The organism is Oceanicoccus sp. KOV_DT_Chl (assembly GCF_900120175.1).
Taxonomy (GTDB): domain Bacteria; phylum Pseudomonadota; class Gammaproteobacteria; order Pseudomonadales; family Dasaniaceae; genus Oceanicoccus.
Genome location: NZ_FQLF01000001.1, coordinates 487,570 through 503,827 on the forward strand (window position 1 = coordinate 487,570; position 16,258 = coordinate 503,827).

General features: G+C 47.0%; 16 protein-coding genes and 1 pseudogene. 14 read left to right on the forward strand and 3 right to left on the reverse strand.

Features of this window, described 5'->3' with window-relative positions:
- Positions 1-320 precede the first annotated feature (320 nt).
- From UNITIG_RS02220 to UNITIG_RS02250, 8 genes and pseudogenes are all read left to right on the forward strand, one after another.
- On the forward strand, positions 321-845 hold the full coding sequence (locus UNITIG_RS02220; RefSeq protein ID WP_101756908.1) for an RNA polymerase sigma factor: 525 nt from the start codon (positions 321-323) through the stop codon (positions 843-845).
- On the forward strand, positions 842-1,483 hold the full coding sequence (locus UNITIG_RS02225; protein ID WP_101756909.1) for a hypothetical protein: 642 nt from the start codon (positions 842-844) through the stop codon (positions 1,481-1,483). Before UNITIG_RS02220 ends, UNITIG_RS02225 begins: the two co-directional genes overlap by 4 nt.
- A pseudogene (locus UNITIG_RS02230) lies at positions 1,480-2,848 on the forward strand (von Willebrand factor type A domain-containing protein). Before UNITIG_RS02225 ends, UNITIG_RS02230 begins: the two are co-directional and overlap by 4 nt.
- Before the next feature lie 238 nt (positions 2,849-3,086).
- Complete coding sequence (locus tag UNITIG_RS23905) at positions 3,087-3,641, forward strand: haloalkane dehalogenase (RefSeq protein WP_235015209.1); 555 nt, start codon at positions 3,087-3,089, stop codon at positions 3,639-3,641.
- Positions 3,638-3,988: a hypothetical protein gene (locus tag UNITIG_RS23910; protein WP_235015210.1), complete on the forward strand. Its 351-nt coding sequence runs from the start codon at positions 3,638-3,640 to the stop codon at positions 3,986-3,988. The genes UNITIG_RS23905 and UNITIG_RS23910 overlap by 4 nt, the downstream gene beginning before the upstream one ends.
- Before the next feature lie 135 nt (positions 3,989-4,123).
- Positions 4,124-4,954, forward strand: a complete 831-nt coding sequence (locus tag UNITIG_RS02240) for a hypothetical protein (RefSeq protein ID WP_101756910.1) — start codon at positions 4,124-4,126, stop codon at positions 4,952-4,954.
- A 62-nt stretch (positions 4,955-5,016) separates the two neighbouring features.
- Positions 5,017-5,664: a hypothetical protein gene (locus UNITIG_RS02245; RefSeq protein ID WP_101756911.1), complete on the forward strand. Its 648-nt coding sequence runs from the start codon at positions 5,017-5,019 to the stop codon at positions 5,662-5,664.
- A gap of 372 nt (positions 5,665-6,036) precedes the next feature.
- Entirely contained in the window at positions 6,037-6,807 is a 771-nt protein-coding gene (locus tag UNITIG_RS02250) for an SHOCT domain-containing protein (protein ID WP_101757153.1), read from the forward strand.
- A 253-nt stretch (positions 6,808-7,060) separates the two neighbouring features.
- Here the strand turns inward: UNITIG_RS02250 and UNITIG_RS02255 are convergent, their stop codons facing one another.
- The 3 genes from UNITIG_RS02255 to UNITIG_RS02265 all read right to left on the reverse strand — a co-directional run bounded on the left by UNITIG_RS02255 (position 7,061) and on the right by UNITIG_RS02265 (position 12,285).
- Entirely contained in the window at positions 7,061-8,077 is a 1,017-nt protein-coding gene (locus UNITIG_RS02255) for a 3-oxoacyl-ACP synthase III (RefSeq protein WP_101756912.1), read from the reverse strand.
- Positions 8,078-8,247: 170 nt separating this feature from the next.
- On the reverse strand, positions 8,248-9,054 hold the full coding sequence (locus tag UNITIG_RS02260; RefSeq protein ID WP_101756913.1) for an SDR family oxidoreductase: 807 nt from the start codon (positions 9,052-9,054) through the stop codon (positions 8,248-8,250).
- A gap of 471 nt (positions 9,055-9,525) precedes the next feature.
- Complete coding sequence (locus UNITIG_RS02265) at positions 9,526-12,285, reverse strand: hybrid sensor histidine kinase/response regulator (protein ID WP_159931057.1); 2,760 nt, start codon at positions 12,283-12,285, stop codon at positions 9,526-9,528.
- Between the two features lie 498 nt (positions 12,286-12,783).
- Here UNITIG_RS02265 and UNITIG_RS02270 point away from each other — a divergent pair, with 498 nt between their 5' ends.
- From UNITIG_RS02270 to UNITIG_RS02290, 6 genes are all read left to right on the forward strand, one after another.
- Complete coding sequence (locus UNITIG_RS02270; protein ID WP_101756915.1) at positions 12,784-12,996, forward strand: hypothetical protein; 213 nt, start codon at positions 12,784-12,786, stop codon at positions 12,994-12,996.
- Between the two features lie 22 nt (positions 12,997-13,018).
- Entirely contained in the window at positions 13,019-13,489 is a 471-nt protein-coding gene (locus tag UNITIG_RS02275; RefSeq protein ID WP_235015211.1) for a hypothetical protein, read from the forward strand.
- Between the two features lie 66 nt (positions 13,490-13,555).
- Entirely contained in the window at positions 13,556-13,840 is a 285-nt protein-coding gene (locus UNITIG_RS02280; RefSeq protein ID WP_101756916.1) for a hypothetical protein, read from the forward strand.
- Complete coding sequence (locus UNITIG_RS02285; RefSeq protein ID WP_159931058.1) at positions 13,837-14,679, forward strand: AI-2E family transporter; 843 nt, start codon at positions 13,837-13,839, stop codon at positions 14,677-14,679. Before UNITIG_RS02280 ends, UNITIG_RS02285 begins: the two co-directional genes overlap by 4 nt.
- Complete coding sequence (locus UNITIG_RS23280; RefSeq protein ID WP_200821143.1) at positions 14,676-15,050, forward strand: hypothetical protein; 375 nt, start codon at positions 14,676-14,678, stop codon at positions 15,048-15,050. The genes UNITIG_RS02285 and UNITIG_RS23280 overlap by 4 nt, the downstream gene beginning before the upstream one ends.
- A gap of 21 nt (positions 15,051-15,071) precedes the next feature.
- Positions 15,072-16,247 (forward strand): TolC family protein, encoded by a 1,176-nt coding sequence (locus UNITIG_RS02290; protein ID WP_200821168.1) that lies wholly within the window; start codon positions 15,072-15,074, stop codon positions 16,245-16,247.
- Positions 16,248-16,258: the final 11 nt, after the last annotated feature.

A 16,258-nucleotide genomic window follows, 5' to 3' on the forward strand; every position in this document is an offset into this window, starting at 1 on the left:
TGTAGTTCTGGATGATTCGCTAACTCACCCTAAAGGGCCGCACCTTCGTGCGTTCAACGCACTGCGTGCTTTTGTCCCGATCGGAGTCGGGGATGACTTTGAAGGGGGGAGTCGGGGATGACTGCGGAGGTGAGAGTCGGGGACGACGAGTTAAATTGTCCGGTGTGTATTGTGCATGGCATGATGCGGTGGTATCGGTCGATTGCTTGCTATAGCCAATACACTTGGCAATATAAAATTTTTTCTTAGTCACCAAGGATCCAGCCACCACCATCGTCTTAATAATAACAAAGCAGCAATAACTATGAACATGGCAATCCATGACAGCCGATAACGACGACTTCATTAGACGTGCTCAGCGCGGTGACCGCGAGGCCTTCGCTCGGGTGGTCGAGGAGTACTATGGGCTAATGTTCGGGGTGGCGAGTAAGTTTTGTGGTAACCGCAGTGATGCCGAGGATGTTACGCAGCTGGCCTGTATCAAGCTGGGTCGGTCGATAGGCCAGTTTCGCTTTGAGTCGGCGTTTTCTAGCTGGCTTTATCGGCTGGTGATTAACTGTGCCAAGGATTTTGTCAAAACCCAAAAGCCGTTAACGCTAGAGGATCCTCCGGAATTGTCGGTTAGCAGCGAGGCGGAGCCCGCCGTATTACTGCGTCAGGTATTAACGCTGGTCGACAGTATGGGGGAGGGGTTTCGGGCGGCGGTGACGCTGGTGATGGGGGAAGGGCTTACCCATGCGGAGGCGGCAGTCATTCTGGAGGTAAAGGAATCTACGGTGTCATGGCGCTTACATGAAGTGCGCAAACGATTACAGGCCAATTCTCAGCTGGAGGGTGGCGTATGAACGATGATGATTTAAAAGATTTATTCAAGCAAACCGACGCTACGCCTGACCCTGCGGCAAAGGCCAAGGCGCTGGCGGCGGCTATGCAGGCCTTTGATGAGGCGGGTGTTGATCACGATGCGGATCAGACTCAGGCTGAGAAAGCTCATGTTGATAAAGAAAAGTCGGCCACCGCCCAAGGATCTGCCGAGGTGCATCGTCTTACTCCCAACACAAGCACTGTTGGGAGCAAAACTATGAATACTACACATGTCGAAAACACATCATCTCGTTGGGTTTATGCTGGCTTGTCTAGCGCTGCGCTGCTGGTCTTGGCGGTTTCACTGGCTTATCAGATGCCAGATCCAGATAACTTTATGCTGGATGATGCCGTAAAGGACCTAGCCAGGAGTGAGCCGGCATTATCGCCAATCGCTAAAACCCAGCCGCAGTCATTTGCTATTGAGGAAGTTGTAGTTACGGCAGCCAAGCGTGAGCGTGTAGCGGCCGAGTTTGCCTCTGCTGCGCGCGTGGCCCCGCAAGCCTCTGTTGAGCGACTAAGCAATGGGTTTGTGCTGCCTACAGCTGATGTGTTGCCCCTAAAGGTTATCAGGATGTGGGCCGTGATCAGTTTGAAACGATTGACGCTAACCCGGTGAAGCGCGTTAGTGAGGAGCCGGTATCCACTTTTTCTATTGATGTGGATACCAGTTCTTACAGTTTTGTGCGTCGACAATTGAATCAGGGCGTGCTGCCACAAAAGGCGGCGGTACGGCGGAGGAGATGATTAATTATTTCTCTTATGACTATCCCTTGCCCGGCAGTGATGACCAGCCATTCAGTACGTCGTTGACGGTGATTGATTCGCCCTGGAAAGCGGGCAATAAGTTGATTCATATTGGTATTCAGGGTTATGAGTTAACTGGCCCGCAGCCACGGTCTAATCTGGTGTTTTTGTTGGATGTGTCGGGCTCGATGAACAGCGCGGACAAATTACCGTTGGTGAAACAATCGATGGGGTTATTGCTCAGCCAATTGCAGCCTGAAGATACGGTTAGCATTGTGGTGTATGCGGGGGCGGCGGGGACTGTTTTAGAACCCACGGCGGTAAAAGACAAACAGAAAATACTGGCGGCGATGAATCAACTCAGTGCCGGTGGCTCAACGGCCGGTGCTGAAGGCATCCAGCTGGCTTATCAATTAGCCGAAAGCCAGTTTGTGGAAGATGGGGTTAACCGGATTATTCTGGCGACGGATGGTGACTTTAATGTGGGTATTAATAATCGTGAGGAGCTAAAAGGGTTTGTAGAGCGTAAACGTGAATCAGGTATTTATTTATCTGTGCTCGGTTTTGGTCAGGGGAACTATCATGACGATATCATGCAGGCGCTGGCACAAAACGGCAATGGTGTTGCTGCTTATATTGATACCTTAAGCGAAGCACAAAAGGTATTAGTGCATGAAGCCACGTCTACGTTATTTCCGATTGCTAAAGATGTGAAAATTCAGCTGGAGTTTAATCCGGCTACTGTTGCTGAGTATCGCCTGATTGGTTATGAAACGCGGGCACTGGCTGAACAAGACTTTAATAATGATGCGGTAGATGCCGGTGATATTGGCGCTGGTCATTCGGTAACGGCCATTTATGAAATCACTCCAGTAGGGAGTGACAGTGGTGTTTATTCGCCATCACGCTATCAAGCGGCTGATAAATCTGAGGCGAATGGTGAGGAATATGGGTTCTTGAAACTGCGTTATAAGCTACCCAGCCAGGATAAGTCGCAATTAATCAGCCAGCCGATTGCAAGGAATGCGAAAAGCACTCAAGCCTTAACCCGCGAAGCACAATTTGCCACTTCGGTAGCGGCTTTGCGCAATTACTGAAGGGTGATAAACATATTGGCCAGTGGACTTATCAAGATGCGCTGACGATGGCGCAAGACAATAAAGGCAAGGATCTTTATGGCTATCGTACCGAGTTGGTACAGTTAATTCGTAAAGCGGAAATGGCTGAGGCGATGTGATTGTTTTAAAAACCGTCATCAAAAAGTGGGAATTAAAGGGGCTGGCTCGTTTGAATAATCGTCTACCCCATAATCAATTATCCACGTTATATTTAATAAAGGGCTCTGACCCCTTATAATAAAGGGGTCAGAGCCCTTAAATTAACCCTTAAAATATTGTATTGAAGGCTAGTATATTATCGGTGTTCCTTGATACGCCCCGGCAACTTTGAAACAACCCAAGTAACAGGAGTCTTCCATGGATTTTCACCGCACCCCGGACCACTGTTTTGAAAACCTGCCTGACTATGCTTTTGAGCCACATTATCTGATGGTTGATGATACCGAAGGCGGTGAACTGCGCCTGCACTATCTTGATGAGGGGCCTGCTAGCGCTGCCCCGTTGTTATTAATGCATGGCGAACCCTCCTGGTGTTATCTCTATCGCAAAATGATCCCCATTCTTGTTGCCGCCGGACACCGGGTAATTGCCCCGGACCTGATCGGTTTTGGTCGTTCCGATAAGCCTGCGTCACGCAGCGACTATAGCTACCAGCGCCATGTCGATTGGATACAGTCATTACTCGATCAGTTGGGCCTCAACCACATCACTCTGGTCTGTCAAGATTGGGGTGGTTTGATTGGCCTGCGTTTAGTGGCTGAAAACGTTGAGCTCTTTGACCGAGTGGTGGCGGCCAATACCATGTTACCCACTGGCGATCACGATCCCGGGAAGCTTTTTCAAACTGGAAAAAATTCTCCCAAGACGTGCCAGAATTTCCAGCGGGAGGCATTATTAAAGGCGGAACAGTGACTGAGCTTTCTCAAGCTGTTATCGATGCCTACGATGCTCCCTATCCGGATGAAACTTATAAAGAGGGCGCTCGCCAATTTCCCTTGTTAGTACCCGTTACATCCGACGATCCCGCAGCAGAAAAAAACCGTGCCGCTTGGGAAACTCTGAAACAATGGCATAAACCTTTTTTAACTGCATTTAGTGATTCTGACCCCATCACAGCCGGAGGTGCCAAGCTGATGCAGGCATTGATACCCGGTACCAATGGCCAGGCGCATACCATTATTGTTAATGGCGGTCATTTTTTGCAAGAGGATCAGGGAGAGAAATTGGCGGAAGTGGTAGTGGCGTTTGTTGGGGAATAAGTATCAATTGAGGCATTTTAAAATATATAATTTGATTAATTAAAGGGGTCAGAGCCCTTTACTCACTTGAAAGTTTATCCGTTTCGAATTAAAAGGGCTCTGACCCCTTTAATTTATAGGCCACATGGTTATCTCATGATTATAAAATTGGCGGTTATTATGCTCACAGTATTTATTGCTTTGATAGTTGGCTTTAATGTGTGGGGGGCAGCAACTCAGGGGTCTTTAGATCCCGCAGTCAACGCTGAAAGAGATGCTGGCGCCAATCGCGTAGTTATGGTGTTTGGTGCTTCAGGTTCTGCCGGTGGCGGCTTATTAAAAGCGGCTATTGAGGATGCTGAAGTCGAAAAAGTGTATGTCGTTACCCGCCGGTCAACAGATTATATTGCTACTGCCGAAGCCAGCGATAAAGTCCAGGTGATCATGCATCAAGACTTTACTGATTATTCCCAACTCGGTAGTGAACTCGGTGAAGTTAGCACGGTGCTCTGGGCGCTGGGCACGTCTTCCCTACAAGTCGATGAAGCCACTTATACGTTGATTCATGTGGATTTCCCCGCTGCTTTTGTGAAGGCTTGGTTATCCGCGCGCAGAGCGGCAGGCAACATTTATTCCCCGATGGCGTATCATTTTATTGCTGGCATGGGCACTGAAGACAGCAACGCGCCCTGGGCGCATGACAAGCGCAAAACCGAACGGGATGTGGCAGCAATGGCCGAGGGTACAGGCTTGCGCACATTTAGTTACCGCTCGGCTTATATACGACCAGTCAATGAAACAACGCATGTTGGCCATCATATTACTGAAGCTTTGCTACGCCCCGGCAAGTTGGTTACCAGCTCAAAAGAGCTAGGGCAGGCTATGTTAGAAATCAGTGCACGCACTAAGGAGTTGCCCAACGGTACGCTGCTTGATAACGGTGATAGTCTGGCGTATAGCGATGCTTATCTGTTTAAAGGCGAGTAGGTAATACCGAGCAATAAAGGGCTCTGACCCCTTTAAATACTAAATTCAAGCATTATTACGCTATGAAAAAAACATTGTTTTTTGTTATTTTGTTCGCTGTCGGTGCGGCTATTTATTTTCTGCAACTTCCCTCCGCTGTTGAACCTGTCGTCGATACCGTGGCTACTCAACATGGCTTGCCGTGGCAGATAGAGTTAAGGGATGGGAGCAGTCGCGTGTTTGGTATCACGCTGGGGGTTAGTACGTTGGCGGATGCGACTACGGTTATCAATCGTGATTTTGAGTTGGCTATTCTAGCCAAGCATAAGCAGGTGGGTGCGTTGGAGATTTTTTATCGCGACTTTATGGCTGGTCAGCTGCAAGGAAAGTTAATACTGGTGGTTGATGTTGACGATGCGTTGCTGACGTCATTGATAGACGGGGCTGCCAGTGGTGAGATGCTGGATAACGGCACGAAAAAATTTCAGCTTGCTGAGCAGCAATTAGCAAGCGTTCAGCAATTGCTTATTCGGAGTATTACTTTTGCGCCAACCGCCAGGCTTGATCGGGAGATGATTGAACAGCGTTTTGGGGTTGCGCCTTTTACGGAGGCTGCTAATGAGAGCGTGAACCACTATCTTTACCCTGAGCTTGGGCTGGATATTCTTATTGATGATAATGGTAAGGACTTATTAGAATATGTGGCGCCTAAAAAGTTTGGTCTGCCATAGGTTTAATGTTTGATTATATTGCTATTGTCAGGAATAAATCAGAAACACCCCAGATAAGTTGAAGTGATCCCCGATCAAGTCGGGAATGACGAGAGTGAGTAGCCCTGAATTATTCGCTGCGCTGAGTTTACCCCGAAAAGCGTTTGGGTACTCCCTGTGACCGCCTTGAAAAGAGCGGGTGTTTAGCCCATTAAATCGTGGGTAAATTTATATTTTTTAAAGGCTATATCTTGTTAACCCCTATCTCTGTTATCGTGGTGGATAACTGCAATCGATCTAGTTTACCTGTCTTGTTGTATGTACTCAGAACCCTCTGCTGTCGTTCTAAAAACTTCTATTTCTGTTTTTCAAAATTTATCAAAAGGTGTGTTTATGCAAAATTTAACTGCAGTGGGCAACAATATTGTTAACGAGATAGCGTCTCGTTATAGGCTCAGCCAAGGTGCTGTCATTCATATGCTGGTTGCTGTTAACAACGGTGGTTGTTCAATGGCGCAGTTTAACTGCCCGGAACTGGGTGGCTCGGGGCAGTGGATGCGTGGTGGTATGACGATGGTGGGGGATATGTTTAATAATGGGTTGAAAGCCACTGTTGATAATCTGTGTAATGAATTGGCGAATGCGCTGGCCAATAACCAGATGTTTCCTGTGATACCCGCTGGCACGCCCGGTAGTTCGCAGTGGTGGCCGGGAAATTTAGGTAGTCCATCCAGTAGTGGCTCGCAAAATAATATTCGCTATGCGGTGTTTCCGAATCGTTTAGCTATTGAGTTGAATGGCCAGGTGTCGGTGTACGATACGCTGAATAATAATATTGGAGGTGTTAGTCAGCAGCAGGGCGGTAATACCTCACTGACGTTTAGTAGCCAGTTTGGCACGATTGCGGTGAGTAGCCTGCCATTAATTTCTGGCCCCGGTCTTGCGCCGGCACCACAAACTAATTTTGCCGAGCCAGCTCCTAGCCCTGCACCTGAGCCCCAGCGGCAAGCCCCTGCAAATACTTCGTCAGTGAATAACCAGAGCCCGGCTAATTCGCAGGAAATTATCAGTTTAATTGAAAAGTTAGCGCAGTTGCGTGACGCTAATGCATTAACTGAAGATGAGTTTAATACTAAGAAAAGTGAACTGCTGTCGCGTCTTTAGGTTTTGCCGTATTAATAACTAACAGGGGAAAACAGCACCTGCATAATTGCTAATTTTTAAGGCTGCACTTAATTCTGAGTCTCAAACACCAAAAGCAGTGCACAAAAAAGCCGGTTGCGGATTACAACCGGCTTAATCAAATACCGTTAACGTTTTTACGGCGGAAAAAATTGTAACTGCTCTTTAAATTTATTTTTGCCTTTTATTACTTTTCTGTAGAGGTGATAAAGCCGACAGAGGTTGGCGATTATTATTACCAGGTGACACTCATACCAGTGCAATTCAAGCCGCTGCCAATGCCCAATAAGGCGACATGGTCACCAGCGCTCAGCCTGCCAGCTTCTTCTGCCATTTTCAGAGTAATGGGTAGTGCCGCTGGTCCAATATTCCCCATGGTTTCAACATTGAGAAAAATTTTCTCACGTGACAGCCCCAAAGTTTTGCCGAGTAACTTGATATGCGGAATACTCACTTGGTGCGGTATATAAATATCAATGGATTCATCACTCCAGTTAGCCAGCGTTTGTTTGCATAGCTCCCATGCGTCGGTGGCTAGTTCAACGCCAGCGACTAATAGTTCATGGGGTTGGGTGATCATGCTGTCTCTTTGGCCAAGGCACAAACGATTGTACTGAGTGGCGGCAAGGCTTACTGAGCCATTAATAATATGCCCGGAATTTGAATTATCTTTGTGGGTCAGGAGCATGGCAACTGCCCCGGAGCCTAGTGTCAGCGTGGCAAAATTATCCCTGAAACCTTCCATGGTTAGATTGGGGTCCTGCAATAATTCGATGGTGGGTTCTACTGGGTCGCGTGCGCTTTCGCCGTTAACCACCAGTCCATACTTTATCTGTCCGGCTTCCAGCATCATCATGATATTGTTGATGCCGTCAACAAATCCCAGGCAGGCGTTGCCTATGTCAAAATTTCTACAGTGCGGTGATAGCCCGAGATTGCCATGCACCAGGCAGGCGATGGACGGTTCAATGTAATCCTTGCTCACTGAGGTATTAATGATGCAGCCAATGTCTGCAGGATCAATACCGGATTCTTCAATGACTTTGCGTGCCGCTTGTGTGGCCACATCGCTTGGCGCTGTACCCGGGTCCCAGAAGCGCCTTTCCGATATACCGGTGAGTCGTTCAAGGTTGCCCAACGGGATACCAAATTTTTCTAAATTGGCAGCGATCTGCTCTTCAAGACTTAAGGAGGTAATAATGTGAGGCGGTAATTCATAGGCTATGGCTTCTATGACGACATTGCTTGGCATTGTAGGGCGCTCTTGTTATCGATCAGAATGGTATTGGTACGTTATTGCTTTAGTTTGTTGTGACTGACGTTGTCAGTGAACCCATGTCGTTCATATAATTTTCTATAGGGTTGGGTGTGTTGCCTAACGTGGCTGGCATTGTGGGTATTATGCTGCGCGAACACAAGTGCTCATGCCCGCGGCAATGTTGCGCGCCCAAGGATGCCCACCACTCGCCTGACCAGCCACTTGGGCGTGGCGCGCGAGAATATACTCGTTAGGTGGTTTCTGACCCCGGGGATTACGATGGCATCGCCTTTCAAGCAGGCCCGAAACGCCTGGCGGGCCACCGCATTGGGATCGCCCACTACCCAATTGGGTATGCTGCGTAAGTTTCTATTTTTTTGCTTGGCCCCTGACATCATCCCGGTCGCAGTTAAGCCCGGGCAGAGCACAGTGACGGTGACGCCACTGCCTCTGACTTCTTCCATAAGGGCTTCAGACAGCGAAAGCACATACGCTTTACTGGCAGCATAGACAGCAACACTAGGAAGTGGTTGGCAGGCGCCAAGTGAAGCAACATTAAGTATTTTGCCTGCGCCGCGTGCCACCATAGGGGGGAGTAAATACGACAGCATGGCGGTGTGTGCGGCCACATTGAGTTGGAGTATACGCTGGTGATCATCGGCAGACATGTTCACAAAGGCGCCATGCTCCAGCGTGCCGGCACAATTCACCAGTATGTCGATCTGTTTACCTTCGGCGATCAAACCCTCGCAAAGAAATTTCACGCTGCCCGGAGCGGCTAGATCGCAGGGGCGTACAGTCACTTCAATGGTGTATTCGTGAGACAGTTGAGCGGCGAGCGCCTCGAGTTTATCGGCGCTACGGGCAACCAGTATCACATCGTAGTTATGCTGAGCAGAGACTAAAGCCAATCCCTTGCCGATGCCCGACCAGGCGCCTGTAATTAAAACGGTTTCGCGTGTCTTTTTCATGAGGGTACTTGTTGTCAGTAAACTGCTTTAAATACTATAAGGTAGTTGCTTATAGAGTGAAGTGGTAATTTTTATTAGTGGTAAAACTGCTGCTGACTCTGTTGCTTATGCATTTCTATCGTTAGCCCCAAGTATTGTTATCCATGAAAACCGAATTCGAAAATCTTAATGTAACAACGCCCGTGCCTAAGAAGCCGTTACCACAATCAATGAAAAAGGGGGCTGTCATTTAGTGCGCTGAAGTGTTAATCGCGAATAAAGAACATTGAAAAACCCAAGGGGTATTTTTGGAGGAAAGGGGTTAGAAAAAATAACTAAGAGCTGGTTAAGCTGTAGGGTAAATAGCAGGATATTGTTGAGTCGGTGAGCAGTGGGGACAGATTAAACTTATCATTTTAGTGAGTAGGTAGTGAGTTTGTTCATGAGGCATCTGGGCAGTATTAGTGGCTTGGTTTAGAGTAGTGCCTACATTCAGGCACCGGTATCCTGTTGCTGCGCCTTCTCTGTCGCTAGATTATTTAGAAGCGCACTTATTTCTTCAATTTTAATAGGCTTGGTCAATACTCTGGACATGCCAATGTTCAGGCAGCGTGCTTTGGTTTCTATCATCGCATGGGCTGTTAGTGCGCAAATATTGGCCGCTGGGTAATTGTGTTCGACTGCTAGCGTCAGTATTTTTTCGGTGGCTTCAAAGCCGTCGACGACGGGCATTTCACAATCCATAAAAATAATGTCGTATTGCCCTTGTTGCTCGAGGTAACAGTCGATAGCTTCTTGTCCGTTATTAGCAAAATCAGCATGAATATCAAGGGTTTTTAATATGCCATCAATCACTTTTTTGTTGACTACATTATCTTCTGCCACTAATACCTTCAGGTGAGAGGCACGGGGAGTGGCATTGATTGTTTGTTGTATACGTTTGCTGTTGCTGCGTGGAGAGAATAAGTGAGTCAGGGTATTCAGTAACAATTCAACGCCGGCAGGTTGAGTCATATGTGCTGCTTGAGGCCATTGGCCATCACTGATTAAAATATAATTGTCGGTAAAGCTGTCGACTATCACTATAGGTGTTTTTAATTTAATGGCTTTGTTAAGCCATTGTTCAATCCTGGGTCCCATGCTGTTGCTGACCAAAAGTGCATCGTACTGTAAAAAGTCTATGTCATCGGGCTGTGAGTCAAAGGGTAGGTAGGTATGCGTTATATGCCAATCGGTAAAATGATCTGTCATATAGGTCAAATATTTGGGTGATGAAAAAAGCAGCCCTAGTTTTTTGCCATCGAGCTGTTTAATTTTTTCCAGTTGTTGTTGGTGGCGTTTTTGATCAATTATAAATTCGGCCGAGAATGAAAATTCTGAACCGCTACCCAAAGTGCTTTTTGCCTGTATGGTTCCGTTCATTAATTCTACCAGGTTTTTGCAGATGGCCAAGCCAAGGCCGGTGCCACCAAAGCGGCGGGTAGTGGATTGATCTGCCTGGGTGTAGGGGGTAAATAAGGTTTGGAGTTTGTCTTTATGGATGCCAATGCCGGTATCAGTGATGACAAAATTAAGGGTGATATGATTATCGTTCTGTGCTAATTGGTTTACGTGTAAATCGACATGTCCTCGCTCAGTAAATTTATAGGCATTACTCATCAGATTGTTAAGAATTTGTTGTAGCCGTGACGAGTCACCGATTAAATGATAGGGAATACTGCTGTCGACGTGCATACCCATTTCTATCGGTTTATCTTTGTAAGTGTGAGAAAAAGTTGTTGATGTGTAGACCAGTAACTGATCAAGGCTGAAAGGAATATGTTCCAGCTCTAGCTTGCCAGCTTCGACTTTGGAAATATCCAAAATATCATTGATGATGTTGAGTAAGGTCTTTCCGGAATTTAACAGGATATCGACATAGTTAGATTGGTTGGAGTCCAGCTTGGTTTGATGTAATAGTTGTGCCATCCCCAATACACCATTAATAGGTGTGCGGATTTCGTGGCTCATATTGGCTAAAAATTCACTTTTCGCGCTATTCCTCGCTTCTGCCAATAGCGCTTTATTACTGAGTTCTTCTTCCCGTTCAGTAGAGTTTCGAAGTTTGTTATTGAGCGCCATGGTAACGAAAAATGCCAATGCAAATGTACCGATATAGGCAAAAGTTCGTGAATATAAATTAAATGAAAAAATGATGTTTTGTGAAGCCAGAATCGTATAGATAACGGTTAATGAATAGGAAAGTATGGCTAACACATAAAAGCCGGAGCTTGGTTGCCCTTGCCGGTAGGCTTTGATGCCAACGGTTAGTAGAGTAAGTATTATCAAGCTGGCAAGGATGGAAAAAGGCTTGTTGATATAATTAGGGCCTGCCGCGAAGTTTAAAAATATCACACCCAGTAAAGACAAAATTAGTAATGACACCATGTGGTTAAGCCATGGCATGCTGCGTTTAAGATCAAAGAAGTACCGGCAAAATAACAGGCTTGTTATATTGAGCAGGGCAGTAATAGCCACGTGGAAATTTAAAGAAATATAGGTGGCGTCGCCGGTAAGCTGCTGAATGTAGCCATCATAAAACATGACATTTGCTACTGTGCTAAGCAAAAAGCAACTAAAAATAATTGATTGTTTCCGGTCAAGGAAATAGTGTGCTGTCACCAATATGTAGATCAGCATGCCTAAAATAGAGCCGATAATAGAGGTGGAAATAACCGTTTGTATGATGGCTGATTTAAAAAATTCACCAGAGGGCTGCAGGGTCGGGTTGACTAACACGTCTCGAAAACCTTTGATACGAAAGTAGACGGGGATCAGGTTTTGTTGAGAGGAAAAAATAGTAAAGGCCGTTAATCTAAATTTTAGATCGCGTATGTCATAGGGTCTTGCTAAACCTGCTTGGGAAGCAATCCATTGATTGTCACGTAAATAGTAGAGATCAATTTCTTCATACAGCACTTCAGAAAAGTTTATGACAGCCTGTGCCTGGGTAACCTTGTTGTCGATTTCCAGTCTATACCACACATCTTTACCTAATGCGGGTAGCGAAACACGTGTAATCGGGGTGAATTGATCGGCGTTGGCTGCGACTTGTTCAATGCTGAGTGTTTGCTTAGGTACCCATACGCTTAGGTGGGGTTGTAGCAGAAAAGCATCTTTATTATTGAAGGGGGCGGGTTGTTGGGCGCAGACATTAAAGGGCAGCGAGATCAATAGACATAAAGCCAATAATAAAAACTGTATTTGCATCATAAAAGTGCCGGTATTACCTATGGGCTTTATTGGTTCAGTGAGCATCCCTTCAAATAGGCTAAAAGCTGCGATAGTAAAACAGCGACTGTTGAATATATAGCATTAAATCAGCGGTAGTGTTTAAAAAATGTACCTTAGGGGGCAAAAAATGCACGGTATTAAAGCGTAGGTCTGTTAATTGGATGGGGCATTATGGTGGAAAAAGTCATGATTGTATTTTTTCGTCAGTGGGGGCAGGGCACTTAAGTTTATTTATATTGTGTTTCTTTGGGTTTCAATCGCTATGAACTGCTGTTAATTATGTGAGTAGGCTATTCGACGACACGCTTTACTATTTCAAGCTGACTTCATATTTCCATTTATTGTAAAGTTGGCATTACCACTGACGGGGCTCACTGTAAAACCCCTGAAGCAAATTGGTATTGACTCGCCATGACTTGCTCGGTTTATTCTCTAGCTACAAAAATACCAGACGTATTCACCGCACGGTACTGTAAAATGCAGTTTAAATTGTTGCTCCGGTTCCAGGTTATTAATCACCTGAATGTGCTGGCTTCTATGCGACTGAGCTCTTTGTTGAGCAGCATAGTAGTAGTCTATAAATTTGTTAAGACGGTGGGTGATTTAACTCAGCTGCTGGGTTATTATCCTGTTGAAGCCGATGTTGGCGTCCTGTGCTTAACATTCTTCAGCGACGCCATGGCGTATTAATAATCAATAATAAGGCCCAACGATGAAAGGTAATGAGGTTTCCGTCAACGTATTTGAACCTGCGTCTATTCACTTTGCTAACACCGGACAGCGGCTTTTTATTCGCTACTTAATGGCAGTGCTGATCGATCTGGTGGTTTTGAATTTATTTGCTGAGTTCTCCAGTAAAGTGACAATTACTGCATTTTCGGTTTCGCTGTTGGCGGCTATTTTATTGCAGGCATTGTTGAAGGCTACTATGGCTTTGGAGCACTATGTAGCCGGTTTTTTTAAAGCTCGACCTGGCGGCGTGATGACTTTTTTGCGCTTTTTTAGTGCCTGGTTAATTTTGTTTGGTTCTAAATTCGTCATTCTCGAAGCGATTACGTTCGTGTTTGGCGATGATGTTAGTTTTAGCGGCGCCTTTAATGGCGTTGTGGTTTTGATTCTGGTTATTGTAGCAATGCTGGCGGCTGAAGAATTAATCGTGCGGATTTATCGCCGGCTGGCATGATGCATGATTAAATATTGATCTCATCCTGTTTAAATTGGGTGACTTTCTTAAATAGGAAATAGAGTTATGCTGACAGAAGATTCTGCACTGCGCCGATTGATTACCCACGACTTGGTTGAAGCTTTAATACGCGTCGGCTTGATTGCTGTGTTGCTCATTTTATGTGTGCGTGCTTTTGCGCCCTTTGCCAATCTAGTGGCGTGGTCGTTGATACTTGCTATTGCGCTGGCGCCCATTCATCGAAAGTTAATGTCGCAGCTGGGCGGCGGTGAAGGCCGTGCGGCCACGGTGATGGTGATTATGGGGCTGCTGTTGTTAGGGGGCCAACGCTGGTGTTGGGTTTGTCTTTGACGGATCATTTGGGCGATCTGCAAAATCTGTTGAGTGGCAATATAAAAATCAGGCCACCTAAGCCTGAAGTGGCTGAATGGCCGGTTATCGGTCAGCAAGTTTTCCAGCAGTGGAGTGAGGTGTCGGCGAATACGGCGGAGTATCTAAAAAATCATCGTGAATCGGTGATTGCTGCTTCAAAAACGATTTTAGGATTGGCAGGGACGGCAACCGTCGATGTATTAATATTTGTTGCGGCTTTTATTATTACTGGCGTGATGTTGGCTTACACCCAAGAAGCCGATGTTACCTTTGAGCGTATTTTTATCCGCTTCACCACGGCAGAGAAGGGGCCAAGGTTAAGAAAATTATCCATTGCCACTATTCGTTCCGTGGCCGTTGGGGTGATTGGTGTGGCTTTCATACAGGCGTTGATTTTAGGGGTTGGCTTGTTGTTGGCAGATATTCCTGCCGCAGGCTTGTTGGCACTACTCATATTTTTTATCGGTATATTACAACTCCCTGCGTTGATCGTGACTATACCTGCGGTGATGTATCTATGGTCAATGGATTTCTCGACTACCCATAATACGATCTTTACGGTGTGGTTGATCGTCGGTGGCTTCTCCGATCAAATACTGAAACCACTGTTGCTAGGGCGCGGTGTGGATGCACCAATGGTGATCATCCTGATAGGTGCATTGGGCGGGATGATTTCTGGTGGTTTGATTGGTCTGTTCGTTGGCGGTGTGACGCTGGCGCTGGGTTATAAAATTTTCATGGAGTGGGTCAATGAACCGGATGGTGTGGCTGGGCTGATCGACGACGTCAACGTTGAAACAGGGTCCGAGAACTCTTGATAGGCGAAAAGGCAACGACTGTGTGGCGGATTTGTCGACAGGGATTTTTATTGCCAGTAGTGGCACTTTTTTTTAGCGGTTGCGCCACGCTGGGGCCAGACTACCAGGAACCGGAAGTAGATTGGTTGCAGCAATGGCAGCCGGATTTATACGGCCAGCGTACTGCCGCCGATACACCTTCGATGGCGTTGAACTTTTGGTGGCGGCAATTCAATGACCCGGCACTTAATGCCCTGATTGCCGCAGCCCAGCAGGAAAGCCCCGGCGCCAAGCTCGCGGGTTTGCGGGTATTGGAAAGCCGTGCAGTATTGGGTATTGCCGACAGCACGCGCTACCCGCAATTACAGCAACTCGGCGCAGATGCCAGTTAAAGTGATCAAAGTGATAGCACCATCAACAGGGATAAAAGTTTTACCCGTTACTCTGCGGATCTCACTATTGGTTGGGAGTTGGATTTTTGGGGGCGATTTCGACGTGGTATCGAGTCAGCGGACGCCGCATTTTTTGCGTCGCTGGCCAATCAACAGGATGTGCAGGTGTTACTCAGCGCGCAGATGGCTGACCTCTATTTTAATTACTGCACCACGCTACAACGCATTGCTATCGCCAATCGTAATGCCGAAATTCAGCGTCGCAGCTTGGAAATTACGCAAAAAATATTTCGTGCTGGTCAAGGCTCCGAGCTTGATTTACAGCAGGCAAAAACCCAGTACCTGGCGACGCTATCCACGATTCCCGGTTTGGAAGCAAACCTGATCGCGCTGCGTAATGGCATTGCTGTTTTGTTAGGGCGGATGCCTGGTGACATTATGGAATTGCAGGGCATCAGTGGCAACTTGCCGATGACTGAAAATATTGCCGTGAGTGAAGTCCCCGCCAAGTTGTTATTGCGTCGTCCCGATGTGCGTGTCGCTGCCTGGCAGGTGGCGGCGCAATCTGCACAGATTGGTGTTGCTGAAGCGGATTTCTATCCGGCGATTTCGCTGTTCGGTAGTCTGGGTTGGACGCAATCCTCGTTAGGGGATGAAGGCGATACGGTGAGCTTGATTGCGGGGCCGTCATTGACATGGAATATTTTTGATTACGGTCGCATTCGCAATAATGTGCGTTTACAGGATGCACGCTTGCAGCAGGCTATTGAAGCCTTTCAAATTAAAGTGTCACAGGCGGCAGGCGAAATTGATACCGCTGCAGTGGTGGTGGTCAAGACCACTGAACAGAACCGTTTTTTGCACGACTCAGTGGTCTCAGCTGAGCGCAGTTTGGTACTGGCGACGACTCGCTATCAGGAAGGCTATTCTGATTTTCAACGGGTGCTGGATGCCCAGCGGGTATTGTTTTCGCAGCAGGAGCGGGAACTGCTTAATCGCGGCGCTCACCTCAGTGCGGTGGTAGATTTGTATCGGGCGCTAGGCGGTGGCTGGCAGGCTGCCACTGCGGTGCCGGAACTGGTGCCACAATCGACCCGGGATACTATGCAGGAACGCACAAACTGGGGCGGTATATTCGACGAAACTTTGCCGATAATGCCTGCCCCGATGCTTGAAAATAATAAGACTGAACCGTAAGAGAGGTAAAA